At 57.0% G+C, this 26,969-nt stretch carries 27 protein-coding genes and 1 tRNA gene; 22 read left to right on the top strand and 6 right to left on the bottom strand.

Features of this window, described 5'->3' with window-relative positions; translation table 11 throughout:
• Nucleotides 1-50: 50 nt before the first annotated feature.
• The 7 genes from ACFSE1_RS02850 to ACFSE1_RS02820 are packed head-to-tail and all read left to right on the top strand — an operon-like array spanning nt 51 to nt 9,903.
• On the top strand, nt 51-1,235 hold the full coding sequence (locus ACFSE1_RS02850) for an isochorismate synthase (RefSeq protein WP_377396246.1): 1,185 nt from the start codon (nt 51-53) through the stop codon (nt 1,233-1,235).
• Nucleotides 1,232-2,866, top strand: a complete 1,635-nt coding sequence (locus tag ACFSE1_RS02845; RefSeq protein ID WP_377396243.1) for a (2,3-dihydroxybenzoyl)adenylate synthase — start codon at nt 1,232-1,234, stop codon at nt 2,864-2,866. The genes ACFSE1_RS02850 and ACFSE1_RS02845 overlap by 4 nt, the downstream gene beginning before the upstream one ends.
• A gap of 2 nt (nt 2,867-2,868) precedes the next feature.
• On the top strand, nt 2,869-3,507 hold the full coding sequence (locus tag ACFSE1_RS02840; protein WP_377396240.1) for an isochorismatase family protein: 639 nt from the start codon (nt 2,869-2,871) through the stop codon (nt 3,505-3,507).
• 10 nt (nt 3,508-3,517) lie between these two features.
• Complete coding sequence (locus ACFSE1_RS02835; RefSeq protein WP_377396237.1) at nt 3,518-3,754, top strand: phosphopantetheine-binding protein; 237 nt, start codon at nt 3,518-3,520, stop codon at nt 3,752-3,754.
• Nucleotides 3,751-7,653, top strand: a complete 3,903-nt coding sequence (locus ACFSE1_RS02830) for an amino acid adenylation domain-containing protein (RefSeq protein ID WP_377396234.1) — start codon at nt 3,751-3,753, stop codon at nt 7,651-7,653. The genes ACFSE1_RS02835 and ACFSE1_RS02830 overlap by 4 nt, the downstream gene beginning before the upstream one ends.
• Before the next feature lie 9 nt (nt 7,654-7,662).
• Nucleotides 7,663-8,439, top strand: a complete 777-nt coding sequence (locus ACFSE1_RS02825; RefSeq protein WP_377396231.1) for a 2,3-dihydro-2,3-dihydroxybenzoate dehydrogenase — start codon at nt 7,663-7,665, stop codon at nt 8,437-8,439.
• Nucleotides 8,440-8,499: 60 nt separating this feature from the next.
• Nucleotides 8,500-9,903 carry a YncE family protein gene (locus ACFSE1_RS02820; RefSeq protein WP_377396228.1) on the top strand — a complete coding sequence of 468 codons (1,404 nt, stop codon included), beginning with the start codon at nt 8,500-8,502 and terminating at the stop codon, nt 9,901-9,903.
• 88 nt (nt 9,904-9,991) lie between these two features.
• Here the strand turns inward: ACFSE1_RS02820 and ACFSE1_RS02815 are convergent, their stop codons facing one another.
• The 3 genes from ACFSE1_RS02815 to ACFSE1_RS02805 all read right to left on the bottom strand — a co-directional run bounded on the left by ACFSE1_RS02815 (nt 9,992) and on the right by ACFSE1_RS02805 (nt 10,552).
• Nucleotides 9,992-10,126: a hypothetical protein gene (locus ACFSE1_RS02815; RefSeq protein ID WP_377396225.1), complete on the bottom strand. Its 135-nt coding sequence runs from the start codon at nt 10,124-10,126 to the stop codon at nt 9,992-9,994.
• A 34-nt stretch (nt 10,127-10,160) separates the two neighbouring features.
• Nucleotides 10,161-10,337: a hypothetical protein gene (locus tag ACFSE1_RS02810; protein ID WP_377396222.1), complete on the bottom strand. Its 177-nt coding sequence runs from the start codon at nt 10,335-10,337 to the stop codon at nt 10,161-10,163.
• Nucleotides 10,338-10,405: 68 nt separating this feature from the next.
• The gene (locus ACFSE1_RS02805; RefSeq protein ID WP_377396219.1) at nt 10,406-10,552 is read right to left on the bottom strand and encodes a hypothetical protein; all 147 of its coding nucleotides are present in this window, start codon (nt 10,550-10,552) and stop codon (nt 10,406-10,408) included.
• A gap of 177 nt (nt 10,553-10,729) precedes the next feature.
• On the opposite strand from ACFSE1_RS02805, the gene coaD reads away from it, so the two are divergent.
• From coaD to tgt, 5 genes are all read left to right on the top strand, one after another.
• Nucleotides 10,730-11,224, top strand: coding sequence for a pantetheine-phosphate adenylyltransferase (coaD, locus tag ACFSE1_RS02800; protein WP_377396216.1), 495 nt, complete (start codon nt 10,730-10,732; stop codon nt 11,222-11,224).
• 30 nt (nt 11,225-11,254) lie between these two features.
• Complete coding sequence (locus ACFSE1_RS02795; protein WP_377396213.1) at nt 11,255-11,821, top strand: peptidylprolyl isomerase; 567 nt, start codon at nt 11,255-11,257, stop codon at nt 11,819-11,821.
• A 32-nt stretch (nt 11,822-11,853) separates the two neighbouring features.
• The gene (locus tag ACFSE1_RS02790; RefSeq protein WP_377396210.1) at nt 11,854-12,369 is read left to right on the top strand and encodes a peptidylprolyl isomerase; all 516 of its coding nucleotides are present in this window, start codon (nt 11,854-11,856) and stop codon (nt 12,367-12,369) included.
• Between the two features lie 126 nt (nt 12,370-12,495).
• On the top strand, nt 12,496-13,584 hold the full coding sequence (gene queA, locus ACFSE1_RS02785) for a tRNA preQ1(34) S-adenosylmethionine ribosyltransferase-isomerase QueA (protein WP_377396207.1): 1,089 nt from the start codon (nt 12,496-12,498) through the stop codon (nt 13,582-13,584).
• Nucleotides 13,581-14,702: a tRNA guanosine(34) transglycosylase Tgt gene (gene tgt / locus ACFSE1_RS02780; RefSeq protein WP_377396204.1), complete on the top strand. Its 1,122-nt coding sequence runs from the start codon at nt 13,581-13,583 to the stop codon at nt 14,700-14,702. The genes queA and tgt overlap by 4 nt, the downstream gene beginning before the upstream one ends.
• A 6-nt stretch (nt 14,703-14,708) precedes the next feature.
• On the opposite strand, the gene ACFSE1_RS02775 is transcribed toward tgt, so the two are convergent.
• Nucleotides 14,709-15,134, bottom strand: coding sequence for a DUF4864 domain-containing protein (locus tag ACFSE1_RS02775; protein ID WP_377396201.1), 426 nt, complete (start codon nt 15,132-15,134; stop codon nt 14,709-14,711).
• A gap of 210 nt (nt 15,135-15,344) precedes the next feature.
• Between ACFSE1_RS02775 and ACFSE1_RS02770 the strand changes: the two genes are divergently transcribed.
• Both ACFSE1_RS02770 and ACFSE1_RS02765 read left to right on the top strand, forming a co-directional pair.
• On the top strand, nt 15,345-16,565 hold the full coding sequence (locus ACFSE1_RS02770; RefSeq protein WP_377396198.1) for an MFS transporter: 1,221 nt from the start codon (nt 15,345-15,347) through the stop codon (nt 16,563-16,565).
• Nucleotides 16,566-16,626: 61 nt separating this feature from the next.
• A complete protein-coding gene (locus tag ACFSE1_RS02765) occupies nt 16,627-17,208 on the top strand; it encodes a J domain-containing protein (RefSeq protein ID WP_377396585.1) in 582 nt (193 codons plus the stop codon).
• 173 nt (nt 17,209-17,381) lie between these two features.
• Here ACFSE1_RS02765 and dinB read toward each other — a convergent pair whose 3' ends face one another.
• A complete protein-coding gene (gene dinB, locus ACFSE1_RS02760) occupies nt 17,382-18,467 on the bottom strand; it encodes a DNA polymerase IV (protein WP_377396195.1) in 1,086 nt (361 codons plus the stop codon).
• A gap of 256 nt (nt 18,468-18,723) precedes the next feature.
• Here dinB and ACFSE1_RS02755 point away from each other — a divergent pair, with 256 nt between their 5' ends.
• The 7 genes from ACFSE1_RS02755 to ACFSE1_RS02725 all read left to right on the top strand — a co-directional run bounded on the left by ACFSE1_RS02755 (nt 18,724) and on the right by ACFSE1_RS02725 (nt 24,781).
• Nucleotides 18,724-19,956 (top strand): MFS transporter, encoded by a 1,233-nt coding sequence (locus ACFSE1_RS02755; protein WP_377396192.1) that lies wholly within the window; start codon nt 18,724-18,726, stop codon nt 19,954-19,956.
• Between the two features lie 144 nt (nt 19,957-20,100).
• Nucleotides 20,101-20,994 (top strand): glycine betaine ABC transporter substrate-binding protein OsmF, encoded by an 894-nt coding sequence (osmF, locus tag ACFSE1_RS02750; protein ID WP_377396583.1) that lies wholly within the window; start codon nt 20,101-20,103, stop codon nt 20,992-20,994.
• A 77-nt stretch (nt 20,995-21,071) separates the two neighbouring features.
• Nucleotides 21,072-22,235 carry an ABC transporter permease gene (locus ACFSE1_RS02745; protein WP_377396581.1) on the top strand — a complete coding sequence of 388 codons (1,164 nt, stop codon included), beginning with the start codon at nt 21,072-21,074 and terminating at the stop codon, nt 22,233-22,235.
• Nucleotides 22,232-23,170 carry an ABC transporter ATP-binding protein gene (locus ACFSE1_RS02740; protein ID WP_377396189.1) on the top strand — a complete coding sequence of 313 codons (939 nt, stop codon included), beginning with the start codon at nt 22,232-22,234 and terminating at the stop codon, nt 23,168-23,170. Before ACFSE1_RS02745 ends, ACFSE1_RS02740 begins: the two co-directional genes overlap by 4 nt.
• Nucleotides 23,167-23,895 (top strand): ABC transporter permease, encoded by a 729-nt coding sequence (locus ACFSE1_RS02735; RefSeq protein WP_377396186.1) that lies wholly within the window; start codon nt 23,167-23,169, stop codon nt 23,893-23,895. Before ACFSE1_RS02740 ends, ACFSE1_RS02735 begins: the two co-directional genes overlap by 4 nt.
• A gap of 283 nt (nt 23,896-24,178) precedes the next feature.
• Nucleotides 24,179-24,388 (top strand): cold-shock protein, encoded by a 210-nt coding sequence (locus ACFSE1_RS02730; RefSeq protein ID WP_377396183.1) that lies wholly within the window; start codon nt 24,179-24,181, stop codon nt 24,386-24,388.
• Nucleotides 24,389-24,496: 108 nt separating this feature from the next.
• A complete protein-coding gene (locus tag ACFSE1_RS02725) occupies nt 24,497-24,781 on the top strand; it encodes a cold-shock protein (protein WP_377396179.1) in 285 nt (94 codons plus the stop codon).
• A 25-nt stretch (nt 24,782-24,806) separates the two neighbouring features.
• Here the strand turns inward: ACFSE1_RS02725 and ACFSE1_RS02720 are convergent.
• Nucleotides 24,807-24,896, bottom strand: a tRNA-Ser gene (locus tag ACFSE1_RS02720).
• 456 nt (nt 24,897-25,352) lie between these two features.
• Here ACFSE1_RS02720 and ACFSE1_RS02715 point away from each other — a divergent pair.
• Nucleotides 25,353-26,783, top strand: a complete 1,431-nt coding sequence (locus tag ACFSE1_RS02715) for a lipopolysaccharide biosynthesis protein (protein WP_377396176.1) — start codon at nt 25,353-25,355, stop codon at nt 26,781-26,783.
• Nucleotides 26,784-26,969: the final 186 nt, after the last annotated feature.

Genomic DNA, 26,969 nt, shown 5'->3' with positions numbered 1-26,969 from the left:
CAAAAATGTGCCACCGCTCGGCTGATTCTTCTGTGAATGAGGAGCCCGCCATGGCCAAGATCTTTTCGCCACTTGCGGCAAGCACAGCAAACGCCTCGCACGAATTCCTTCTCGCAACGCCGGACAGGCGACTGCGGACCCAGGGAGCCTTGTGTGAACTTGAGCGCGGTCCACTCATCAGCCTGCGTGAGCGTGTCGAGCGTTTCTTCGCAAGCCGCACAGATGGAATTCCTCTTCTCGTTGGTGCTCTTCCTTTCGATGTCCTTGCTGACGATTATCTGTTTCAGCCAGCCCACGAGGTCTCTGGTGAAAGCAAGTTGAGTGCGGAGGGGCCTGCTGCCAGTTCACGCTGGATCGTCAAGCAGGAGCCAGCCGCGAAAGACTTCGCCGAGGCTGTTTCGCATTGCGTGAAAGCGCTCTCGGAGAATGCAGGCAGTGCTTCGCATGTTCGAAAGGCGGTACTGTCCCGCAGTCTGGTTCTTGAGTCGGATTCAGCGATATCGATTCCCCGCCTTCTGGGAAGGTTAGCGCACGATCCCTCTGTCACGCAGTTTCGCGCCCCCTTGCCGCAGACGAGCGCGCTTCAACCTTCGCTCGTCGGGGCCACGCCGGAGCTGCTTCTGTCCAAACGGGGCGCGACCATCGTTTCCCACCCCTTGGCCGGTTCCTCACGGCGCTCTGCCGATCCTGTTCTGGATCGCCAGGCCATGCGCGCATTGCTGGCTTCGGAAAAAGATCACAGGGAGCACCGGATCGTCACGGAGATGATCCTGGATACGCTTTCACCATACTGCCTGACTGTGAATGCTTCGGAAGGCACGACCATTCGTTCCACCGCCAGCATGCATCACCTGGGTACCCGGATCGTGGGCAAGCTCAAGGATGAGGCAACGCCAGTGGCAGAACTGCTTGCGCTCCTCCATCCGACTCCCGCCGTCTGCGGCTTGCCGCGCCGGGAGGCCGCCGACCTTATCTCACGCATAGAGGGCTATGATCGCGGCTTTTACGCAGGTGCCGTCGGCTGGATCGACGAGGTGCAGAATGGGGAGTGGTATGTTTCCATTCGATGCGCGGAGGTTGCCGGGCGTCATGCTCGCGTCTTCGCCGGCGCCGGGATTGTTGTGGGTTCCGACCCGCAAAAGGAAACGGAAGAAACCTCAGCCAAGTTTGCAGCCATGTTGAATGCTCTGGGAATCGATGAACAGGGCCGCCCGCTGCAGGAGCATGCCGCATGATCCCGTTGCAGCAGAATTTTCCGGCAGAGTTTGCCGATCGTTATCGCGCTGCAGGCTATTGGCGGGGCGAAACATTTCCAGCACTTCTGAAGGATCGGGCAAAGAAGTTCGGCAATCGGACCGCCGTTGTGGGGGCGGATCAGCGCTGGACCTACTGCGAGCTTTTGCAACGTGCGGAGATTGCAGCCTGTGGCTTCCTGTCCCTGGGGCTCAATCCCGGTGATCGTGTGGTTGTGCAACTGCCGAATATCCCGGAATTCTTTTCCGTCGTGTTCGGCCTGTTTCTTGCGCGGCTTGTGCCTGTCTATGCTCTTCCAGCCCATCGGCAGACGGAAATCGTGCATTTCGCGATGCGTGCGGAGGCTTCGGCTTACATTGTAGCCGCGACCCATGATGGCTTCGACTATCGCGAATTGGCGCGGTCCGTGAAATCGCAAGTGCCAGATTTGCATCACGTCGTCGTTGTGGGAGAGGCTCAGGAATTTACGGATTTCTGCGATTTCCGGCTAGATCCCGCAATCGGCTTTGCGCAACCCGATCCTTCCTCGGTTGCCTTTCTCCAGATTTCCGGAGGCAGCACTGGTCTTTCTAAACTCATTCCGCGCACGCATGACGACTACATCTATTCCTTCCGCGCCAGCGCGGAAATCTGCGGACTGACGGAAGAGAGCGTCTATCTGGTCTCGCTCCCGGCGGCCCACAACTTCCCCATGAGTTCACCGGGCTATTTCGGGGCCTTCTATGTGGGCGCAAAAGTGGTTCTGGCTCCGTCTCCCAGCCCCGAGACCGCATTTCCCCTGATCGAGAGGGAAGGCGTAACAATCACCGGCCTTGTTCCGCCCCTTGCGCTTCTCTGGCTACAGGCGGCACAAACCAGGAAGCACGACCTTTCCAGCCTGCAGGTACTGCAGGTCGGCGGCGCGAAATTCATGCCGGAATCTGCCAAGCGGGTGCGTCCCATCCTTGGCTGCACCTTGCAGCAGGTCTTTGGCATGGCCGAGGGGCTGGTGAACTACACCCGGCTGGATGATCCCGAAGAAATCATCGTGGAGACGCAAGGCAGGCCGATCTGCCCCGATGACGAGGTTCTGATTGTCGATGACCAGGGCAATCCTGTTCCTGAAGGGGAACCCGGAAATCTGCTGACACGGGGGCCATACACCATTCGGGGCTATCACAATGATCCCGGCGCGAATGCACGCTCCTTTACGCAGGATGGGTTCTACAAGACGGGCGATGTGGTGAAGCGCACAGCGCAGGGTTACCTCGTCGTGCAGGGCAGGGCGACAGACCATATCAATCGAGCCGGGGAGAAGATTTCGGCGGACGAAATCGAGGATCACCTTCTCGCTCACCCCAATGTTTTCGATGCAGCGGTGGTTTCCATTCCGGATGAGTTTCTGGGAGAGCGGAGCTGCGCTTTTGTCATTCCGCAGGGTGAGAGGCCAAAGGGACCGGCGCTGAAGGCGTTCATGCGCAGCCGCAAGGTCGCGGATTTCAAGGTGCCGGATCAGATCGTCTTCGTCGATTCATTCGATCTTACCGCTGTCGGTAAGGTCAGCCGGAAAGAATTGCGTGCTCGGTTGCGGGCCCAGTTTCTGGCGGAACAGCAAATGAAAGCAGGACAGTAAGAATGGCATTGCCGAAAATCGCACCTTATGCCTTGCCGACCGCGCAAGAGCTGCCGGTTCCCAAGGGCCCGTGGCAACTGGAACCGGGTCGTGCAGCCCTTCTTGTGCATGATATGCAGCGCTATTTCGTTGATGCCTTTACGCCGGAAGCTGAGCCTATCACCCCGGCAACGGCCAATATTGCGCGGCTTATCGAGGCGTGCCGTAAAGCGGGCATTCCTGTCTTTTACACGGCACAAAACGGTGATCAGGATCGCCGGGATCGCGGTCTCCAGGCCGATCTCTGGGGGCCGGGAATGAGTTCCGCACCGGAGCATCAGGCCATTATCGATGAGCTTGAACCGCAAGCGGGTGACATCGTGCTGGTGAAGCACCGCTACAGCGCCTTCCAGCGGTCCAATCTTGAAACGCTGATGCGCGCGCGCGGGCGCGATCAACTGATCGTCACCGGCATCTATGCCCATATAGGCTGCATGATGACCGCCGCCGAGGCATTCCAACGGGATATCGAAGCCTTCTTCGCTGCGGATGCGTTGGCCGATTTCAGCCGCGATCAGCACGATCTTGCGGTGAATTGGGTGGCTGGCCGCTGCGGTGTGCCGATGGCCACCGATACGATTCTGGCTCGTCTGGATAGCTGAGGAGCTGATGATGACCGTTACACTGGAAAGCATGCGGGCTGATGTTGCAGCCATCATTCATGAAAACCCGGAGGATATCGGGTTCGAAGACAACCTTATGGATCTGGGGCTGGATTCAATGCGGCTGATGAACCTGATCCTCGCCTGGCAGGAAGCAGGCGTCGATCTGGATTTCGGAGAGTTTGCTGAAGAATTCACGCTCGCAGGCTGGTGGCGTGCAATCGAGGCCAAGCGGGCAACCAAATGACCGCAGAACCAAAGCGCATTTCGACGGTCTTTGCGGGAGCCCGCGCAGGCGAGATACCCTTGACGGAGGCTCAATCCGGCCTCTGGTACATGCAGCAATTGGATTGCAGCAACCCGATCCTGAATGCCAGCCAATATGTCGAGTTGTGCGGTGATCTCGACCTTCGTCTCTTCCAGGCCGCTTTTGACCAAATGGTGGTGGAGGCCGAGTGCCTCTCCATGACATTCGAGGATACCCCTTTCGGCCCTGTCCAGAAGCTTGCCCACGACAGCAAGCCTTGCCTTCAGGTGATCGATCTGAGTGGATGTGCCGATCCGATGGCTGATGCTTTGGCGGACATGCGCAAGGATACAGCCACGCCGGTCAAACTGGAAAGCGGCCCGATTGCGGCCTTCACCCTGTATCGGCTCGGCCCGCTACATCACGTCTGGTACGAGCGCATCCATCATCTCGCCATTGATGGTTACGGCATCGTGCTGATAACAAACCGGGTGGGCGAAATTTACTCTGCGCTCAAACATGGAGCTTCCACGGGTACACCCTTCGGCCCGCTTCAGGCGGCATTCGCGGAAGATGCCGCCTATTCCTCCGACGAAAAGCGCGAGAAAGACAGGCTTTTCTGGAAAGAGGAGCTTGCGCAGCTGCCGGAGGTTGTCAGCCTTGCCTCCGGGCGCGCCATCTCCAGCCATGTGTTCAATAGGCAATCGATAGATCTTCCGTCAGATCTCTTTTCGGAACTGTCCCGGCGCGCCCAGGAAGAGGGTGTCACCTGGCCCGATCTGCTGACGGTCATCGTTGCGAGTTACTGCCGGCGCTTTGCTTCGGTGCCTGAAATTGTCACTGGCGTCCCGCACATGGGCAGGCTTGGCAGCAAGGCTGCCCGTGTGCCCTGCACTCTGATGAATGTGCTGCCTGTGCGTTTTGAGAACCTGGATGAAATGTCGCTGGGATACGCTGCAAAGCTTGCGGTAAAGCGGCTGATGGCCTGCCGACGCCACGGACGCTATCGCAGTGAGCAGGTGCGGCGCGATCTTGGCCTGATGGGCGGACATCGCCGTCTCTTCGGTCCGATGATCAACATCCAGCCGTTCGATCTTCCTCCGAATTTTTCTGGTCTGGACGTAAGGCTTCACATCATGGGGGCGGGGGCCGTCGATGATATAACGTTCACTTTCCGTGGGGACGCAAAAAAGAGCCTTCTGATGGAGGTGGATACCAATCCCGCCCTCTACTCCATCGCTGAAACGAAGAACCACAGCGAGCGGCTGCATGCCTATCTTGAGGCGGCGCTTTCCGCTGCGCGGCTCGCCGATATTGCCTTGGCCAGCCCCGGCGAACAAAGACGCTACATCTTCGAGGCCAATGCAACGAAGCACGCGGTCACGGATGAAACCCTGACGGATCTCCTAGAAGCGTCCATGCGCAAGCATGCGTCGAGCGTCGCTGTCGTGTTCGAAGGTGAAAGCGTGACCTATGCTGAGCTGGACCGGCGAAGCGAAGCGCTTGCTTCGCTACTGGTAGAACTGGGTGCTGGACGGGATAGGCTGGTCGCCGTCTCCCTGCCGCGGTCTATCGATCTGATCATCGCGCTTTTCGCGGTGTTGAGGGCGGGTGCAGCCTATCTGCCACTCGATCCAGATCACCCTAAGGATCGCCTTGCGCGCATTCTGGATCTCGCACAGCCTGTTACCATTCTCGCCGGGAAGGATCAGCAGGAGCTTTTCGATCGTCCGATCCTGAGTCCACAGGATTGGCCGGGGACTGTTTCGCAGCAGAACTGGCCGCGCGCGACGCAGCAAGACCTCGCCTATGTGATCTATACCTCCGGTTCGACGGGCGAGCCGAAGGGTGTCATGATTGAGCACCGGGCCATCGTCAATCGCCTGGAATGGATGCGGCAGCACTACGGGTTCGGACCGGATGACCGGATCCTCCAGAAAACGCCTGCTACCTTCGATGTGTCGGTCTGGGAATTTTTCCTCGCCGCCTTGTCGGGCGCGACACTGGTTGTCGCGCCGCCCAATGCTCATCGTGATCCTGTTGCAATCGCCGGGCTCATTCGTCGCGAGGCGATTACCACGCTGCATTTCGTGCCCTCCATGCTGTCTGCCTTTCTGGCATCACCGGAAACGCAGGGTCTGGACGTCAGGCGGGTTTTCTGCAGCGGCGAGGAACTGACGGCCGATCAGCGGCAGCGCTTTCACAGCCGGATATCCGGCGAACTCCATAACCTCTATGGCCCAACGGAAGCCGCCGTCGATGTCAGCTTCTGGCCCGCAACGCCGGAGGATCAATCCTCGCCGCTCCCCATCGGCTGGCCCGTATGGAACACCCGGCTTTATGTGCTGGATGACAATCTGCACCCGCTGCCGAGCGGTGTTCCCGGCAATCTCTATCTCGGCGGCGTGCAATTGGCACGCGGCTATCTCGGAAGGCCGGATCTGACCGCGGAGCGCTTTCTGTCGGATCCGTTCTTGCCGGGAGAGCGCATCTACAAGACCGGCGATCTGGCCCGTCTTCGAGAAGATGGCGCGGTCGTTTATCTTGGCCGTTCCGATCATCAGGTCAAAATTCGCGGCTTGCGCATAGAACTTGGTGAAATAGAAGCCGTGATCATGGCCACAGGGCTTGTGCGAGAAACGGTGGTTCTCGCGCGCGAGGATCGACCCGGCGACAAGCGCATTGTCGCTTACCTCGTGGGGGATCACTCCATCGATCCGCAGAGTGTGCGGCAGGCGGTGGCACAGCGGGTGCCGGATTACATGGTGCCTTCTGCCTTTGTGAGCCTGGACGCTTTGCCGGTGACAAGCAATGGCAAGCTGGACCGCAAATTGCTGCCAGCACCCACCTTGGATTTCGCAAAGGGCAGATCCTTGCAGGGTGAGACGGAAAAGCTGGTTGCTCGCCTGTTTCAAGAAATTCTTGAACTCGAAGAAATGCCTGGTCCCGAGGCGGATTTCTTCGCACTCGGTGGCGATTCCCTTTCGGCTGTTCATCTGTGCCTGCAACTGAGGCAGGAGCTGGGGCAGGACCCCGGCCTCGGCACCATATTCGAGCATCCGGTGATTACCGAGCTCGCGCATGCACTGGAAAGCGCAGCCATGGATCAGGGGCTTGGGCCACTCATCGCATTGGCGGATGGTCCTTCGCAGATGCCGCCTCTCTTCCTCATCCACCCGGCGGGTGGGATTGCGTGGGGATATCGCCATCTCGCGCGGGCCTTGGGCAAGCACCGAAAGGTCTTCGGCATTCAATCACCCACGCTTGATATGGCGATCTCTGCGCCAGAGAATTTGCAAGCGCTAGCAAAGACCTATGCGGACATCCTGCAAGATAAGGTGAGGAGTGGACCGATCCATATTGGGGGCTGGTCCGTTGGCGGTATATTAGCGCAGGCAGTTGCCGTTGAACTCGCATCAAGGGGGCGAACGGTCGGTGTGGTGGCGCTTCTCGATAGCTATCCGTGCGATTGCTGGCGCGCCGAACCTGAGCCGGATGAGGCGGCAGCACTTCGTGCTCTGTTGGCGATTGCCGGCTATGATCCGGAAGCGCATCACGAGCTGCGGACACGCGATGAGGTCACGTCATTCTTGCGTCAGGGCGGCAGCACACTCGGCAGCCTGCCGGAAGCAGTGCTCGATGGCGTCGTTCGCTCCGTCATGGACACCAATCGGTTGGTGCGCGGCCACTATCATCAGGTTTTCCGGGGCCCTCTTACTCACTTCCGTGCAGCTCTGGACCATAAGGACAAGGACCTGTGGCCCGAGTTGTGGGCCGCCTATGCGGGCTCGATCGACGTTGTGGATGTGCCCTGCCTCCATTCTCAAATGACTTCTGTTCAGGCCGTAGCGGTTATCGCACCGGAGCTGGATCGTCGTCTTGCCGCCTATGATCACTGAGGAGACCTTATGCAACTCACAGGCCTAGCTGGAAAACTGGCTTTCGTGACAGGGGCAGGCGGCGGCATCGGCAGGGCCGTTGTCGATGTGCTGCTGTGCTCCGGCGCCACCGTTGTTGCGACCGATTTCAGCGAAGATTTGTTGAGCGGGCTGCAGCACCACCCGCAGGATCGATTGTTCCGTCGCGTGCTGGATGTGCGCGACAGTGCGGCGGTGAATTCCGTCATCGAAGAGGCGGAAAATACTATTGGACCCATTGGCCTTGGCATAAATGTCGCCGGCATCCTCTCCACAACCACTGTGACCGAAACGGACGATGCGACCTGGAGAAACGTTTTCGCGGTGAATACCGATGGCGTATTCCATGTGTCGCGGGCGCTTGCGCGTGTGATGCTGCCGCGACGGTCGGGTGTTCTGGTGACCGTGAGTTCCAATGCGGCGGGCATTCCCCGGCACGCCATGGCGGCCTATGCGGCATCAAAGGCTGCGGCCACCATGTTTACACGCTGCCTCGGCCTGGAGCTCGCACCCCACGGCATTCGCTGCAACATCGTCGCTCCGGGTTCCACTCTCACGCCCATGCAGACGGGCATGTGGGCGGATGAACGGGGCGCGGAGCGCGTCATCGCCGGGCTGCCCGAACAGTTCAAGATCGGCATTCCCCTGAAAAAGCTGGCGACCCCGCAGGACATTGCGCAAGCAGTCGTCTTTTTGCTTTCCGATCAGGCCAGCCACATCACCATGACAGATCTCTATGTTGATGGCGGTGCCACTATGCGCGCCTGACAGCATCTCGCTTCATTCACCCATCTTTTTCATTCACCATCCAACAACAGGATAAGCTACATGAGCAGTCTAAAACCATCCGGCACCTTGGGCCTGAATGCGGGCGTTGCGCGTCTTGCCATTCTTGCTGGCGCTATGGCTCTGAGCCTTGGAACGGCAATGGCGCAGAGCTTCGAGCAGCCCGACAAGGATTATCGCGGCCAGGTGCGTCTGGGACCTGCAACGCGCGGCCAGCCGCTGATTGCAGGCGGCGAGGTTTCAGTGCAGGGACAGAATTTCAAGCCCGGCCAGCAGGTGCAGTTGTTGAAGGGCACTGAGAAGGTTGGCGAGGGCGCCTTTACCGCGGACGCTGAAGGCAAATTCACCGCCAAGTTCAAACTGCCAGAAAACGCGGCAGTGGGAACCTATCCACTGATTGTCACAACCGATTCTCCTTATTATGCGGATGTCGTGAAGCTAAAAATCTCCCCCAAAATTCCGCTGTCGGGCCAGGATAAATTCGTTCTTGCCTCAGAAAAGCTTTCGCCCGGCCTTTATCAGGTCGGTTACAGCGAGAAGAGCAATGCGGTATTCGTGACCTCGGCTGCCGGTCGCCCGCCTGTGAAGAACTCGGAAATCTTGAAGCTTGATCCTGAGACGCTGAAGGTTGTGGCACGAGTAAAGCCGCAGGATGCACCTGAGGGCGGCGTCTATGCCGTTTACGGTCTTGGCATCGACGATGCCAACGGGACCATCTGGGTGACCAATACCCGCCAGGATACTGTTGCTGTTTACAAGCAGTCTGACCTTTCCCTTGTGAAGCAGTTCAAGCCAGGTCTTGCGACCCATGCGCGGGACGTGAAGATCGATGAGGCGAAAGGCTACGCCTATGTAAGTCAGGTTGGCGTGCCGGAGATCGCTGTCTTCAACACCAAGACGCTGGAAAAGGTCGACTCCATTGAAATCACGTCAAAGGCACGTGGCGAAAAATTCTCCCCCGCCAGCCTTGACTATGACCCCAGAACTGGGCGCCTGATCGCGGTTAGCCTTTCCACCAATGAAGTAGCGGTTATCGACACCCACTCGCGTGCGGACGATAAGGTATTTCCGGTGAAGGGTGGCTTGTCCACAATCGGTGTCGCTTACGACGCAGCCGATGACCGCATCTTCGTGGCCGGGCAGGGCAGCGACAACCTTCTGATCCTTGATGCAAAATCTGGTGAAGTTCTTCACGATGTGGCTGTGGGTGCTGGATCGCTCAACGTGGCGTTCGAACCGAAGTCGAAGCACGCCTTTGTCAGCAGCCGCGATGCAGGCACGGTTACGGTTGTTGACGCCAACGGCAAAATCGTCGCGAACCTGGAAGTTGCGCCATTTGCCAACCATGTGGTCGCTGACGGGAAGGGCGGCGTCTATGCCGTCAACAAATCCCTCAACCCCGAAGATACAAACGGCGACCGGGTGACGCTGATCACGCCTAAGTAAGCCCGCTGTCGAATGGCTGAAAAGAGAGAAGCCCCGGTTTTGCCGGGGCTTTTCGAATTCAACGGTGCTGCCTGATGCGCAAAGCTGTTCAGAAAGCGCTGTGACGGCGGGCATATTCGCGAAGCCCTGCCTGCTCCCTGCGAAGCTCGCTGATAGTAGATGCCACAGTCGCTACAAACATAGTGCTGATAAGGCCAGCAAGTGCAATCATAGTAACGTACATAGGCATCTCCTTTGCGATCAAGGAGCCCTATGTCTTAGTAATAGGGCTGCTCGTAAGTCGAACCAGTCAGCTGTGTGTATCTGACATTCGACTCGTTTTTGTCTTGGTAGAGAGTCACAGTTGCAGTCATCATGACTGCGATCACGGCCGTCCAAACCAGATTGATGACAGTGATCGTATCCGGCATGGCCGTTTTCTTCTTGGCGAACATCTCCAAATTCCTTCTCGTTTCCAGAACGCGCGGGGCGCGAACGGGTTCCGCACCAGTATGAGAGAAAATTAACCCTTATCCTCTGAAGCCACCCTGAAAGCGCCGTTCATCTGGCGTTCAGGTTTCTGCCAAAGGTTGCCGCTGCGTACGATTTCCAAAGCCAATTCCAAAACAACAGACATCAGGACAGCAGAGAGGATCAGTACGGCCAGCATGGTTTTTCCCTTTTGCCGGATGATAGCGCCACTCGTTCAGCTCATCGGGCATGGTGGCAATAAAACACGCGCCGCATGAAACGGTCTTGAACACCGCATTCATTTGCCGTTCACCTGTGCCGCCTTGCGAAATGGTGCTGTCCGTGACACAAGGCGGACACCGCATCGGAGGTTTGCTTGAGGACTGCGTTCTACCCAGGATCATTCGATCCCATGACCAATGGTCACATGGATATCTTGCTACAGGCGCTGAATGTTGCCGAGCAGGTCATCGTTGGTATTGGCGTCCATCCAGGCAAAACACCACTCTTTAGCTTCGACGAGCGCGCGCAGATGATCAGGGATGCACTGAGCAGCGTTGCGTCTGAAAAGACTGGTGTTCTCCATGTCGTATCTTTTTCGGGACTTGTGGTGGAAGCCGCCCGCGAGCATGGCGCAACGCTCCTTATCCGCGGACTTCGTGATGCTACAGATTTCGATTACGAGATGCAGATGGCGGGCATGAATGGTGAAATGGCACCGGATGTGCAGACCGTCTTTCTGCCTGCAAAGCCAGCTTCGCGACCCATAACGGCCACATTGGTTCGCCAGATCGCGAAGATGAACGGCGATGTGAGCAAATTTGTGCCACAGGTCGTGGCACACGCACTCAGCGACAAAGTTTCCAGCTGAGTGGTCATACAATCAAACGGAGTTCATTCAATGAAGCTTCTTTCCCTTGCATTTGCTGGCCTTGTTGCCGCTGCATCCTTTGCATCGCAGGCACTGGCGGCCGCAGATGATTTCCTCACCATCCAGCTGAAGGACGGTCCGGTTGTTGTGCAACTGATGCCAGAAATTGCGCCAAAGCATGTGGCGCAGGTCAAGAAACTGGCTGCCGAAGGCAAGTACGACAATGTTGCCTTTCATAGGGTCATTGATGGCTTCATGGCACAAACGGGCGATGTGAAGTTCGGCAATCTGAACAAGGGCTACGATCCCCGCCGTGCCGGCATGGGCGGTTCTGATCTTCCGAATATTCCGGCTGAATTCTCTAAGGTTCCGTTTGAGCGTGGCATCGTTGGGATGGCCCGCTCGCAGGACCCGAATTCGGCCAATTCCCAATTTTTCATCATGTTTGACAATGCGCCTTCGCTGAACGGCCAGTATACCGTCATCGGCAAGGTCGTTTCGGGCATGGAAAATGTCGACAAGATCAAGCGTGGCCAGGGCGGCAACGGCGAGGTTTCAGATCCCGACCGGATGATCAAGGTCACGGTTGGCAAATAAGGCGCGGGAAACCGCAAAGAAGGAGAGTGAAAATGGCCGAGATCAAGGATCCGGAAAACACCATCATCATGGAAACCACCAAGGGTAAGGTTGTCATCTCCCTTATGCCGGATCTGGCACCGGGCCATGTTGAGCGTATCAAGGAACTGACGCGCGAAGGTCAGTATGACGGCGTTGTTTTCCACCGCGTCATCGCAGACTTCATGGCACAGACGGGCGACGTGAAGTTCGGCAAGAAGGGCGGCGAAAGCTTTAACCCCGGCCGTGCGGGCATGGGCGGTTCCGACAAGCCGGATCTAAAGGCTGAATTTTCGGCGGTTCCGCATGTTCGCGGCACATGCTCCATGGCCCGCTCGCAGAGCCCGAACTCTGCCAACTCGCAGTTCTTCATCTGCTTCACGGATGCTCCCTGGCTGAACAAGCAGTATTCCGTCTGGGGACAGGTGATCGAAGGAATGGACATCATCGACCAGATCAAGAAGGGCGAGCCGGTTTCCGATCCTGACTCCATCGTTTCCATGAAGGTTGCAGCCGATATCGCGGCCTGATCTTTGCCAGGAATCTCAGAGAAGCGCTCCGGCAGAGCTGGAGCGCTTTTCTTTTTGCTCAAGCGCCGCTATCAGCGGTCTTGCAAGCTTTAGCAACATCATCCACACCGACAACGATCCAAGCGAATGCGTGTAGACCTTTTCGATTTCGACCTGCCAGAAGAGAATATTGCGCTGCGCCCCGCCAACCCGCGGGATAGCGCCAGGCTGCTGCTTGTTCAGCCGCACGGCGAAGAGGTGTTGTCGGATCAAATCGTCCGCGATTTGCCGAAGTTCCTCAAGGCGGGAGATGCTCTCGTTTTCAACGATACCAAGGTCATTCCGGCGCAGCTGGAAGGCATTCGTCACCGCGAAGGCGCGCCGGATATAGGCGTATCGGCCACGCTTCACATGCGCGTGGCACCGGATGCGTGGCAGGCCTTCGCCAAGCCAGGTAAAAGACTGAAGATCGGCGACCGGGTCTCTTTCGGCCACGCAGCAGAAACCTGTGCCCTGGGCAGTCTCGATGCCACGGTCGAGGAAAAGGGCGAGGGCGGTGATATTACGTTCCGTTTCGACCTTTCCGGCCCGTCGCTTGACGAGGCCATCATGGCGGTCGGACATATCCCGCTTCCGCCCTATATTGCCGCCAAGCGCCCGGAAGATGCGCAGGACAGCAAGGACTATCAGACCATTTACGCACGGGAAGAAGGTGCCGTTGCAGCACCGACCGCCGGACTTCATTTTACGCCGGAGCTTTTTGAGGCCCTGGACGCAGCCGGCATAGAACGGCATTTCGTGACGCTTCATGTGGGGGCAGGCACCTTTCTGCCGGTCAAGGCAGATGACACGCAAGACCACAAGATGCACGCCGAAATTGGCTATGTTTCGGCGGAAACAGCGGCCGCATTGAACGCAGTGCGCGCCCGTGGCGGGCGGATCGTTTCAGTTGGCACGACATCGCTGCGATTGCTGGAAAGTGCCGCCAATGAAGACGGCAGCTTGAAAGCCTGGAGCGGCGCAACCGATATCTTCATCACGCCGGGCTATCGCTTCAAGGCCATCGACGCGCTGATGACAAACTTCCACCTGCCGCGCTCGACCCTCTTCATGCTGGTTTCAGCCTTTGCAGGCTTTGAGACCATGCGCGCCGCCTACACCCATGCGATTTCCACGGGCTATCGCTTCTATTCCTATGGCGATTCCAGCCTGCTTTTCCGGAACGATGCACAATGAGCGAGACTTTCCAGTTCACCCTGAAGGCAACAGATGGCAAGGCGCGCCTCGGCGAAATCAGCATGCCGCGCGGGACGATCCGCACGCCCGCCTTCATGCCGGTCGGCACTGTTGGCACAGTCAAGGCCATGTATCTGGATCAAGTGCGTGAGGGTGGCGCAGATATCATCCTCGGCAATACCTATCACCTGATGTTGCGGCCCGGTGCGGAGCGCGTGGCGCGACTTGGCGGCTTGCACGAACTGATCCGCTGGCCGGAACCCATCCTGACGGATTCCGGTGGCTTCCAGGTCATGTCGCTGTCCGGCCTTCGCAAGCTGGATGAACAGGGCGTGACCTTCAAGAGCCATGTCGATGGCTCGCTGCATCACATGTCGCCTGAACGCTCCATCGAAATTCAGGGGCTACTGGATTCCGATATCCAGATGCAGCTTGATGAATGCGTGGCGTTGCCAGCCGAACCCAAGGAAATAGAGCGCGCCATGGAGCTTTCGCTTCGTTGGGCGGAGCGCTGCAAAATTGCCTTTGGCAACCAACCGGGCAAGGCAATGTTCGGCATTGTGCAGGGCGGCGATCAGCCTGCGCTACGCATTCGATCTGCCGAAGGACTGAAGCAGCTGGACCTCAAGGGCTATGCAGTGGGTGGTCTTGCGGTCGGCGAGCCGCAGCATGTCATGCTGGATATGTTGAACATCACGCTGCCTGTCCTGCCAACGGAAAAGCCTCGCTACCTCATGGGCGTCGGCACGCCAGACGACATCATCAAATCGGTTGCGCGTGGCATTGACATGTTCGACTGCGTTATGCCGACCCGTTCGGGACGCCACGGACTGGCATTTACCCGCAAGGGCAAGGTCAACATCCGCAATGCCAAGCACGCGGAAGACGTGCGCCCGCTGGATGAGCAGTCCAGCTGCCCTGCAACGCGGGATTATTCACGCGCCTATCTGCACCACCTGGTTCGCTCGAATGAGGCTTTGGGTGGCATGCTGTTATCCTGGAACAACCTTTCTTATTATCAAGAACTGATGCAGGGCATTCGCAAGGCGATTGCCGAAGGCCGTTTCGAGGATTTCATGGCCGAGACACAGGAAGCCTGGGCACGCGGCGACGATTGAGCGAAGTCAGATGCCGGTGCTGGCGGTCTTCGCCAGCATCCGAACTCCATTGATCTTGTAGCTGCCATCATCTTGCAGGCGCAGATCGTAAATGGCGGTCGCGTCTTTGCCGTCACGACCGGAGAGAATGACCTCCTGAAACACCGTTTCTCCGCCACCAACAAGCTTTGAGCGACCGAAGGCGTAGTTGCGCGCGCCGAACAGGGGTTGATACAGCGCCTGTATCATACCCAGGAAGACCGCTTCATCCTGGAACCTGGATCGAATATCGGGCGAGGCAAAGGAATAGGCCGCCTTTGCATCATTGGCCTGGAGCGCGGCAATTTGCTGCGAGATGATTTTCTGCGCCTCGACCAAGGGGTCTTCCGCACGGGCGAGCGTCAGGGGCAGAAGACAGAAGAATAAGAGCACCATTGCGAATCGGGACTGCATGGGCGTTCTCCCCGGAAAAGGCGAAGCATTCACACCCGCTGGATGCGGCAGGAACTGCGCCTTCCTTCATCAGAGTGACATAAACTGTTTCCTGTTGGCAACTACGTCGTCATTTCAGGAATCGATCACTATCATCCATGCAGCTTCTCCTTGTTTCTGCCGCTGCTGAGTGAGATTCGTATTCGTGATTCCTCCCATCGGTTATGCCCCATGAACATTCTCGCGCCGCCTGCGCTGCTCTTCTTTAGCAACGCGCTGATTTTTGTTTCGCTGTTCACACGCCTGCCTTCAATTCAGGAAGGGCTGGGTGTGGATAAGGCTTGGCTGGGATTGGCTTTGCTGGGTGTTCCGCTCGGCACATTCATGGCCTTGCCTATTGCAGGCCGGGTGGTGAACTATTTGACGCCGCGGGTTGCCGCACCGCTCATGCTGACGATTGCGGCCGCCATCACGCCGCTTCTCACCATCCTGTCGATCTGGGGCTTTTTCGCCTGCTTCGTGCTTTTCGGCTTCTTTCGCACCATCCTTGATGTCGCTGCGAACATGATCTCGACAGGTATAGAGCAGCGGACGGGCAAGAAGGTTCTATCGCGCAGTCATGGTTTCTGGTCCATCGGCTTGCTGGTGGGCTCTCTGGCATCAGGCTTTGTGGCTGGCCATGGTATATCGCCGTTCGTTCATCAGTCCGTCGCGGCTGCTATCGTCGCTGTATGCTGCATTATCGTCTGGCGCATTGCGCCGCGCGAGACGCGCCTTCCCAAAGCCAGTGGAAAGCGGCCTGTCTTCATCCTGCCAGATCGTATCATCGTCCTGATCTGCATCATGGTCTTCGGGATCGGGATCAGCGAAGGGGCTGTCTATGATTGGGGCATCTTCTATCTTCGCGAAGTGCTGTCTGCGGATGCATCGACGGCGGGCATTCTTTATGCCCTCTTCACTGTCGGCATGGGCGGAATGCGGCTGGTGGGAGATAAGCTGCGCGAAAAATTCGGCACGATGACACTGGTCCGCGCCTCTGCCGCTGGGGTGGCGCTTGGCGTGATCCTTCTGCTAGCTGCAAACAACCTTTATCTGGCAGGCTTGGCCTTGTTCCTGATGGGCTGTGGCGTGGCGCTCGGCTTCCCGCTGGCCGTGGCAACAACGATCGAGCGCGGCAGGGGTCAACCAGCCGACAACCTTGCGGCCCTTGCTCTCACCCTGCTCCTCTCCAATATCGGTGTGCCGCCAATGCTGGGCTTTGTTGCCGAACATGCAAGCCTCAGCATGAGTTTCGCTCTGCTCTTGCCCTTCCTCGTCTTGAGCTTCATCATGGCGCCAGTGGCGCAAGGACGCACTCCCCGTTTTCTGGGTCGAATGGCACCTGTTGCTGCAAACGATGGGGAAAAGGTGGCATCGGCCCCTGTTTCGCCACAAGAGGCCGCGAGGGGTTGAGGCTTCCGGCGAAGCACTTTACGAGAGGGTGACCTTGGACAATTTGACACCAGGTGGAACCGTGATCGATCCCTACAAGACGCTCGGCGTAGACAGAGATGCAGATGGAGCCTCAATCAAGGCTGCCTATCGATCTCGTGCGAAAGCTGCGCATCCGGATGCGGGTGGAGATGTGGATGCTTTCTCCAAGCTCACAGCTTCCTACGAACTGCTGCTCGATCCCGTGCGCCGCAAAGTCTACGACGATACGGGTTTTGACCCGCAACTGACGGACACCAAGGATTTGGAGGGCCTGCTGATCCTTGATGCGCTGGTCAACGATTTCATTCTGGACGAGCGAGAGCCCGGCTCATTCGATCCGGTGGCGGCCATGCGCCGTCGATTGACGGACAAGATCGTCAACACCCGCATTCATATTCTCGAACTAGAACGGCACCGTGGACGGATTCGCCACCACATTGACCGAATCGGCAAGCGGCCGGAAAGCGATGTTCTGGGGAGAATGTTGAACGCCCGTTGCGACACCATCGCTGATGCCATCACCAAGGCAGAGAACGAGATCAAGACCATCGAGCAAGCCTATTCCATGCTGGAAGGCTATTCCTACGAGCTTGAAGCGGAATTGCCAAAAGCGGCTGAATAAGCCTCGATGAAATCAGGCGATCCCGGGCTGGACAGGTAAGAAGCTCGCCTGCCAATTCGTTGGCCATGAGAAGAAAGCGGAAAAATACCCATGTTCTCCGTCCCTGTCGCGTCCGCTTGACACAGCCCGGGTTCGAAAGGCAAACCCATCTCTCGCAACAAGGTTCCGCTCAATCACCGGAAAAGAGGAAGCTGGCTGGTGCCCTGTTCTGCGGCCTCACTCAGATTGGAGAGCGTAACGCCAAGAAGGCGAACACCGCGCCTGAAGGGATAGACGGTTTCCAGCAATGCTTCGGCTATCTCCAGCACTTCCGCCTCGCTTGCAAAGGAAAGCGACTGGGTTCGGCTGCGCGTCATCTGCTGAAAATCGCTGTACTTCACTTTCACCGTGACCGTTTTTGCCGAAAGATTGCGGGCACCGCAATAGCCCCAGATTTTCGATACCAACGGTGCCAGCTCCTGCTTTGCCGGCTCCAGGGCGTGAATATCCTCAATAAATGTATCTTCCGAGCCGATCGATTTCCGCACCCGGTCCGGCTTGACCTGACGATGATCAATGCCCCGCGCAATGCCATAGAAATAGGGCCCGGACTTTCCGAAATGCTGGGCGAGAAATGCCAGTGACTTCGCCTTGAGGTCAGCGCCGGTCTGAATGCCAAGCCTGTGCATCTTCTCCGCCGTGGCTGGACCAACGCCATGAAATTTCTTGACCGGAAGTTGTTCGACGAAAGCAGGACCCATGCGCGGTGTGATGACGGCCTGCCCATTCGGCTTGTTCAGGTCGCTTGCCATCTTGGCCAGGAATTTGTTGTAGGAGATACCGGCAGACGCGTTCAGGCCGGTCGCTTCCTTGATCTTGCGACGGATTTCAAGCGCGATCTCGGTCGCAACGGGCATGTTCTTGAGGTTTTCGGTCACATCGAGATAGGCCTCGTCCAGAGACAGCGGCTCGATGAGGGGTGTGTATTCAGCGAATATCTCACGGATCTGCTGGGATACTGATTTATACACCTCAAAGCGCGGCTTCACGAAGATGAGTTCGGGGCATTTGCGCGCTGCAGTCACAGAGGGCATGGCTGAGTGAATGCCGAATTTTCGTGCTTCATAGCTTGCCGCGGCCACGACGCCACGGGCAGCCGCGCCGCCAACAGCGACAGGCTTGCCGCGAAGCTCTGGATTGTCGCGCTGTTCCACAGAGGCATAAAATGCATCCATATCCACGTGGATGATCTTGCGAACAGCCGCCAAGGGCTCTTCCATGAAGATGCCAATCCTTTTATGCTCTCTCAACGGACTGCTCGTTTCAGGAATCACTTAATCAGCCTACGCTTGTATTCAAGGAACATAGATAGAACATAACAGGACCGAAGCCAGATGTGAAGCTGATTGAAGTGCTGGCTGCTTCTCTGACAACTCTGAGAAGCAGAATATTAAATTTGTGTCAGTCGGTATGTTTGTACGGAACCGGACGGCGTATCCAGCATTGGGTCGGGCTTGCGTTTAGGAGACCTATCCTTTGGCTGATCAAATTTCGACCGATGTACGTCGCTCACTTATTGCCCTTGCTACATTGAATTTTTTCCTTGCCGATGCGCGAGATGGGCTTGGTCCGTTTCTGGATGGATTTCTCGCAACGCATGGATGGCAACCGTTCACCCTCGGCGTTGTGGCCACTGTCGGCGGCATATTGGGAATGATCGCAACTCCGTTTTTCGGCGCTCTCGTTGATGCTTCGGATCACAAGCGAACGCTCATCATTATTCCCGTGCTTCTCGTAACAGCGATGGCACTCTGGACATTGGCCACACCCAACAATTTCTCGGTTTTTGGGGGGCAGTCAGCCACCGCAATCGTGGGTGCTGTCATCGGTCCGGCGCTGATGGGCTTAACCTTGGGCCTTGTGGGTGAGAGGCGCTTTACCGATCAAGTCTCGCGCAACGAATTCTGGAACCATGCAGGCAATGTGTTTTCTCTTGCTGCAATCTATCTTGGCAGCATGTATTTCGGACTGAACGGCGTGGTGGGCCTGATGGTGATGACGGCGGCTGCCGCCATCCTTGCGACGCTCGCAATCGATCCGCGCCACATTGATAACCGCGTGGCACGTGGCATGAACACTCACGGCGCTGACGAAGGTCCATCTGGTTTCTCTGTTTTGACGCATAGCAAGGGTCTAATCCTTTTGGCCCTGGTCCTAATGATCTTCCACTTCGGCAATGCGCCGATTAGCCGCCTCATTGCGCAGAATTTCTCAATCCAGCTGGGCAGCCCGTTCCGCACGACAGCCATTACGACGGGCGTTTCTCAGGTTGCCATGATCGTCGTGGCTCTTGCGGCGCCGCGTCTCATTTCACGTTTTGGGCTCGCTTCGATTTTCATCGTGGGTCTGATGGCGCTGCCCATTCGCGGTGCTATCGCGGGCAGTTTTTCAAACTTTGCAGCCATCTATCCAGTGCAGATACTGGATGGCATTGGTGCTGGGCTGATCGGTATCGCCACGCCGCTTGCAGCAGAACGTATCCTTTCAGGTACAGGCCGTTTTAATGTGGGCCTCGGTGCAATCATGACGGTGCAGGGGATTGGGGCTTCATCCAGCAATCTTGTTGCTGGCTGGCTGACGGATAAGGGCGGCTACTCTCTCGCATATTGGGTGCATGGTGGTGTTGCCGCGTTAGCACTGGTCCTTTTCATCTTTGGACGCAAGGCCATTGCTCCCCCATTGAAGAGAGAGCAAGCGGCAACGGGCTAACGTGCATTCCGCCAGTGAATTTTAGCAGTGGCTGACTCGTCTGTTCTTCACGCTGCCCTAGATAGGGCTAAAGTTGCAGGCGGGAACCAAAATCGGGGTTCTCTTTGAGGGCGAGGGTGCTGGATGAAAAAGCAGATCAATTTGATGGGCGCCGCTGTGGTGGCGCTGGGTTTCTCCTTATCGGCTGCTCAGGCGCAGGTGGTCGTTTCCTCTAAGATTGATACTGAGGGAGGCTTGCTCGGAAACATCATCATGAGCATGTTGAAGGCAAACAACATCGAAACCACCGACCGAATTCAGCTTGGCGCGACGCCCGTGGTTCGCAAGGCTTTGCTGGCCGGAGAGATTGATATCTACCCGGAATATACCGGTAATGGCGCCTTCTTTTTCAACAAGGCGGAGGATCCGGTCTGGAAGGACGCCGCCAAGGCCTATGAGGCGGTAAGGAGGCTTGATTTCGATACCAACAAGGTCATCTGGCTTGCACCTTCGCCTGCAAACAACACCTGGGGTATTGCGGTTCGCAAGGACGTGGCCGATGAAGGTCAGCTCAAGACCCTCAGCGAGTTCGGCAAATATGTCAGCGGTGGCGGCAAGGTGGTTCTTGCAGCCTCGTCCGAGTTCGTGAATTCAGCAGCAGCACTTCCTGCCTTCCAGACGACCTACGATTTCAAGCTTCAGCCCAGCCAGCTCATCACTCTTTCCGGCGGTGATACGGCCGCAACAATTGCCGCCGCGGCCAACCAGACCAATGGGGCCAATGCGGCCATGGTCTATGGCACTGATGGCGGCATTGCACCGTCTGGTCTTGTGGTTTTGGAGGACGACAAGGGTGTTCAGCCGGTCTATCAGCCAGCACCTGTTATCCGCGAGGAGGTTTTGAAAAAGAATCCGAAGATCGAGGACATCCTCAAGCCGGTTTTTGCCAAGCTCGATCTCGTGACTTTGCAGGAATTGAATGGCCGGGTGCAGCTTGGCGGGGAGCCCGCAAAGGCTGTGGCTGACGACTTCCTGAAGAAAAACGGCTTCCTGAAATAGGAATTGTCGATGCTCGGTTTCCTGTTTCGCATCGGCCCATACCAACACGCCTTTACAGTGTGGGATTATTCTTCTTGATTGGCAGCCGCTTGGACAAGCTGGGTTTTCTGATTGCCATCCTCAATCTGTTGGGGATGGCATATTTACCCCTGGTGGTGCTTAAGCCAAACCGCATCGTGCAGGGGCAGGCTCTCCCGCTATGGGAGGCTGTCGCAACGCCAGTCGCTGGCTTGACGATTGCTGCCGTTCTGGTTGCCAGCCTCGTGGTAATGGTGAAGCTGCGTCTGTCGGTCAGGCTTGCCTTCGCCTTGCTGGCCGTTGTTGTTCTCATGTTCGCGGCAGGCCTTTCAGCCACGCACCTTGTTGCGCCGGGCAATGGCTTTGCTCGGATTTCCCTGGCCTCCGGCTTTTGGGTTTTGCTTTTCGCCAATACGCTCACAATCTTGGATGCCCTGGCCAAGATCCAGTTGCCGCCTCTATGGCGGCTCGTACTGCTTGCCGCATTTCTAGCAGTCTGTGGTTTGTTTTTTGTCTCTGGCGGCTGGAGCCAGCTCTCTATCCTGAAGGAATACGCGTCCCGTTCTGATGTGTTCTGGAGAGAGGTGAGCCGGCACGTTCTTCTCGCTGCGGGCTCACTTATGGCAGCACTGCTGATCGGCCTGCCGCTTGGCCTTGTCTGTCATCGTGTTCCTCAGCTTCAACGTCTGTGCCTGGCGCTATTGAATACGGTGCAAACTATACCTTCTATGGCTCTTTTCGGCCTGTTGATTGCTCCCATGGGTTGGCTGGCCGTTCATATGCCGGGAGCCTCCGATCTTGGCATTCGCGGTATCGGTGCGGCACCCGCCTTTGTCGCTCTGGTACTTTACTCGTTGCTGCCGGTTGTTGCGAATACGGTTTCCGGCCTTGACAATGTTTCCGCCGTTACGGTGGATGCGGCGCGCGGCCTAGGCATGAGCCGGCAGCAGCTTCTCTGGCGCATAGAAGTGCCGCTTGCCATGCCTGCCATCCTCACCGCAATCAGGATCGTGCTTGTCCAGAACATCGGCATGGCGACCATCGCGGCGCTGATTGGCGGCGGTGGACTGGGCGTATTCGTATTTCAGGGAATAGGGCAAACGGCGATGGATCTGGTGCTGTTGGGTGCCTTGCCCACCGTAGTGTTGGCGCTCTGCGCCGCAGTGGCCATGGACGCCCTGGTCGATGGCGCAAGGGGTCCCGGCAGAAAGGCAGCGCGATGATTGAGATCGAAAATCTCTCCAAGATCTACGACGGTCAGACAGTCGTCGAAAATGTGTCGCTGAAGGTGCCTGCCGGATCGATCACGACCGTGGTGGGAACATCAGGCTCCGGCAAGACCACACTGCTCAGAATGATAAACCGCCTTGTTGAGCCAAGCTCCGGTACCATACGGGTCAATGGTGAAGACAATCGTGCGATGGCGCCACACGAGCTTCGCCGCAGGATTGGTTATGCAATTCAGGGGCATGGATTGTTTCCCCACCGCACGGTGTTTGAGAATATCGCAACCGTTCCCAGGCTGCTTGGCTGGCGGAGGACGCGGATCTACGAAAAGGTGCACAGCCTGCTGGAACTGTTTCAGCTGTCGCCTGCGGATTTTTCCGGGCGTTATCCGCATGAGCTGTCCGGCGGGCAACAACAGCGTGTCGGCGTGGCGCGTGCTCTTGCGGCAGAGCCAAGTCTCTTGCTGATGGATGAACCTTTTGGCGCGCTGGACCCGATCATCCGTGCCAAGGCGCAGGATGATCTGCTGACCATACAAAGGCAACTGAAGACGACCATTCTTCTGGTGACGCATGACATGGAGGAGGCATTCCAGCTTGGGGACCGGATAGCCGTGATGCATGCTGGCCGCCTGGTTCAATATGCAAAACCTGAAGCGATCCTGCGTCATCCGGCAAGCGAGTTCGTTTCATCCATGGTTGGCAGCGTAGAGCGCCCTTTCAGATTGCTTTCCCTTGGAACAGTGAACTCCCTGACAGAGCCCGGCGAGGCGCAAGGTGATGCATTTTTCGAAAGCCTGAGCCAGAGGGACGCATTGGCCCGTTTGCTATGGGAGGGGCGCGACGCTGCGCCAGTTGTGACGGAGAACGGAGAGCGGGCAGGGCGCGTTACGCTGGCGCGCCTCATCCAGTCGGCATCGGAGGCAGGATGAGCGGCAACCGATACCAGCCCTTCACCTTGCTGCTTCTATTGATCTTTGTCGCCTTCCTGTTCGATCCCGCAGCATTCACGCCTCTCTTCAAATGGTTCGCTGACGGCAACGCCCCCGCCATTTATCAGCAGGATAGTCTCGCCTGGCTGACACTTCAGCATCTCATGCTCGTTGTTACGGCCACGGCAAGCTCATCGCTCATTGCTCTTTTTCTGGCGGTTCTCGTTACGCGGCCATTTGGTGCGGATTTCCTACCGCTTTCCCGTAGTGTCGTCGCGATTGGACAAACATTTCCACCCGTTGCCGTTTTGGCGCTATGCGTTCCCATTCTTGGCTTTGGCAATGGACCGACCCTCATCGCCTTGATCCTCTACGGGCTTCTACCCATCTTCGAAAATGCTTTGACAGCGTTGAGCACCGTACCCCCACCCATCGTCGAAGCGGCTCGGGGAAGCGGCATGACGCAGAGCCAAAGGCTGTGGCAAGTCGAACTGCCGCTTGCCTTGCCTTTCATTCTTGCCGGAATTCGAATCTCTGCCGTCATCAGCGTCGCCACAGCGACGATCGGCTCGACTGTTGCGGCAAAAACGCTCGGGGAGGTCATTGTTGCCGGTCTTCAGAGCTACAACTACGCCTTCATCCTGCAAGGCGGTCTGCTGGTGGCGGTGCTCGCATTCCTTGTCAATCAGGCTCTCACGGCTTTGGAAAAGCGGGTGCGCCGGTAAAATATTTCTGGCCATGCGGATAAAAAATTATCCTGAACGAGAAATATTTTCAGATTAAACCTCATTAAAACAGCGGCTTGCGGTATGATTTCGATGAAATATCGGAAATTTCCGATTTCGCTGTTGCAATAAAATTAATAAGGAGTACATTCTCCATATCGACAAATTGCTTGTGACGTCGTTTCAGAGCTTTCACGCTCTCTTCGGATTTCCTCTCAAATATTTCGATCTTTGCCCGCAAGGTATCGCGGGTCCAACAACGGTTTGAGAAAAGGAAATCGTTATGAACATCGGCACAGTTAAGTTTTTCAACGCCACCAAGGGTTTTGGTTTCATTCAGCCTGAAAACGGCAGCGCGGACATTTTCGTGCACATTTCAGCTGTAGAGCGCGCAGGAATGCGTTCGCTCGTAGAAGGCCAGAAGGTGAGCTTCGACATCGTTCAGGATCGCCGCTCGGGCAAGAGCGCAGCGGATAACCTGCAAGCAGCTTAACGTTATGCAGTCACGCTGACCACGGATGTACTGGCAGCGAGATAGATAGCTTGGAGAGGTCGGGTATTGCCCGGCCTTTTTTATTGTTCGCAATACGGAGATATCTCCATGGCCAGACAGAAATTCGAATCCGGCGATCGGGTTATTCTGCGCGTTCGGATGCCAGGTCAGTCCGACGGCGTCGGCAGAATCGTCGCGCTCCAGCCGCAAGGGCAGGGCGGTGTTTCAAAACGTTACCGCGTCCGATTCCCCACGGAAAACTTCGAGCGCAGCATCAGCGAAGATGACCTCGAGCACGCATCGGATGTTACACCCAAGCGCGCGTCAGCCGCGGTACAAACAGAGGCTGGTCCAAGCTGGATCAACTCAAGCAAAATCAGGATCAAGAAGTAAGAAGGATTTCTGTAATCCTTCATTCTGGCGGAAGAGGTGGGATTCGAACCCACGGTACGGTTTCCCGCACGCCGGTTTTCAAGACCGGTTCCTTAAACCACTCGGACACTCTTCCTCTGGAATATGCGATGGCCCGCTGAGCGAAGCACCAAAGCCAGATGTGCAGCGGTTATAGCTTTCGCTACGGCCACGTCAACCACTCCGGCAACCGAGTTTGCAAACTCTTTCATTTGCACTGCACAATTTTCGAAGGCAGCAGGCGTCTGCGTTTTTGTCTCGCCTAGCTATGTGCCTGTTTTGCCAAAGATCGCCAGAGACAATTCCCGGCCTTTGCATGATAAGTTCTGGTGGCAGTGCAGCAATCCTGCCCTATATCGGCCATGGTCCGTTTGTTTGTTCAGCGGGTCGCAGGACTTTTCTGATTTCAGGGTAGACCTCGCAGGCATCCGAAGTCTCAACCGGGGTGGAAGGGATATTGCAGCCCTACCGCCCCTCCAGTTTCTCAGTGGTTCACATCCGGCTGGCGTTTTCGCCCTGATGGATCGGGCCATCCAAAACCGGAGCGTCGTGTATGGCTGCGAAGGGCAAGACGATTACCAGTGTCATCTGGAGCATTTCATCCAAGGTGGCAATCTTCACCCTCAAATTCGTCAGCGTCCCCATTCTGGCCCGTTATCTGTCACCGTCGGAACTCGGCATGGTCGCCAGCGGGATGATTGTGATCACCTTCCTGCTGCTTTTTGCCGGGGCAGGGCTGACTGCCGGGTTGATCCGCGACGCCCGAGAAGATGCCGTCAGCGATGATACGATCTTCTGGACGAACCTGGGCGTTGCAACCACGTTGGGCTTCCTGGTTTATCTGTTTGCCCAACCTCTGGCATCGCTTCTCGGCGCGCCGGAAGCCGCCTGGTTGCTGGAAATCTTTGCGCCGCTTTTCGTCCTTTACCTTGGGCCAGACGTGGCAAGCAGCCAGCTCTCCCGTCGCATGGCCTTCGATAAGGATGCTTTCGTCTCCGTCTTTGCGGAGGCTATGGGCGCAATTGCTGCCATTGCCATCGTCATTGGAGGATATGGAATCTGGGCCCTTATCGGCCAGCTTTATGTCAGCGCGGGCCTGCGCTTCATTGGCCTTTTTCTTGCCGCAGGCTATTTACCCGGCTTTCATTTCGCAATGCCGGAACTGCGCCGTCACATGTCCTATGGCGTGCGCCTCGTTGGCGCAGACTTCGTAAGCTTCCTGTCATTCCAGTCGCCGATTGTCATCATAACTCGTATGCTTGGTCTGCCTGAGGCCGGCACCTTCAATCTGACCAACCGGCTATCCGATCTTCCAAATCAAATTGTCCTTACCGGGCTGATGAGCGTTCTGTTCCCTTCGTTCAGTCGCATGAATGACGATAGCGAGAAGCAGGCTGCCATTCTATCGCGAACTACGCAGGCGACCACGCTGCTGTTGGCGCCCATGCTGTTTGGCATCTGGGCTGTGGCCGAACCGGCCATGACTGTGGTCTTCGGGGAGAAGTGGGCTTTCGCGGCCCCGGTGCTTGGCTTGCTTGCCGTCTCAAAGGGCATCATGTCGCCCTGCGGCAGCTTCATCCCCTACCTCAAGGCAACCGGCCATGCGACAGTCCTTTGGCGCTTCGGCCTCGGACGCGCAATCACGACAATCCTCGCGATGATTGCAGGCGCATGGTGGAATGGGCTTTATGGCCTCTGCGTCTTCCTGTGCATCGCAAACGTCGGTGTCTTGCTGTCCTACCTCTGGGTCGTGCTCAAGGTGGCCGGTCTTCCCCTCATCGCGGGCATGCGCAACACGCTATTCCCTCTGCTGCTGGCGGGCTTGATGGCGGTGACCGTGAGGCTTCTCTTTGTGGGAGGATGGATCCAGGCGGACGGAGCGCTCATGCAATTGGCAATGGGCGTTGCTGTTGGAGGCGCGCTGTATGCGGTACTTGTTTTGCTTACCCAGCGGCGTCTCGTGATGGAGCTGGTGCGGCGATAACGGCATAGTTCTCATCCGTAGAGGCGACAGTATTATTTACTGTATTTTAACCATAATTTCAGCTAATTTTATTTATCCACTATTTCGGATCGCATTTTAGCCACGTTAAGGGCAAAACTGCACGAGCAATGGCGCACGTGAAGTACGAGGCTTCCGGTCGCCTGTGTCGCTGAAAAGCGGCGCTCG

The organism is Affinirhizobium helianthi (genome assembly GCF_042680945.1).
Taxonomy (GTDB): domain Bacteria; phylum Pseudomonadota; class Alphaproteobacteria; order Rhizobiales; family Rhizobiaceae; genus Neorhizobium; species Neorhizobium helianthi.
This window is presented reverse-complemented; position numbering and strand designations above follow the sequence as displayed.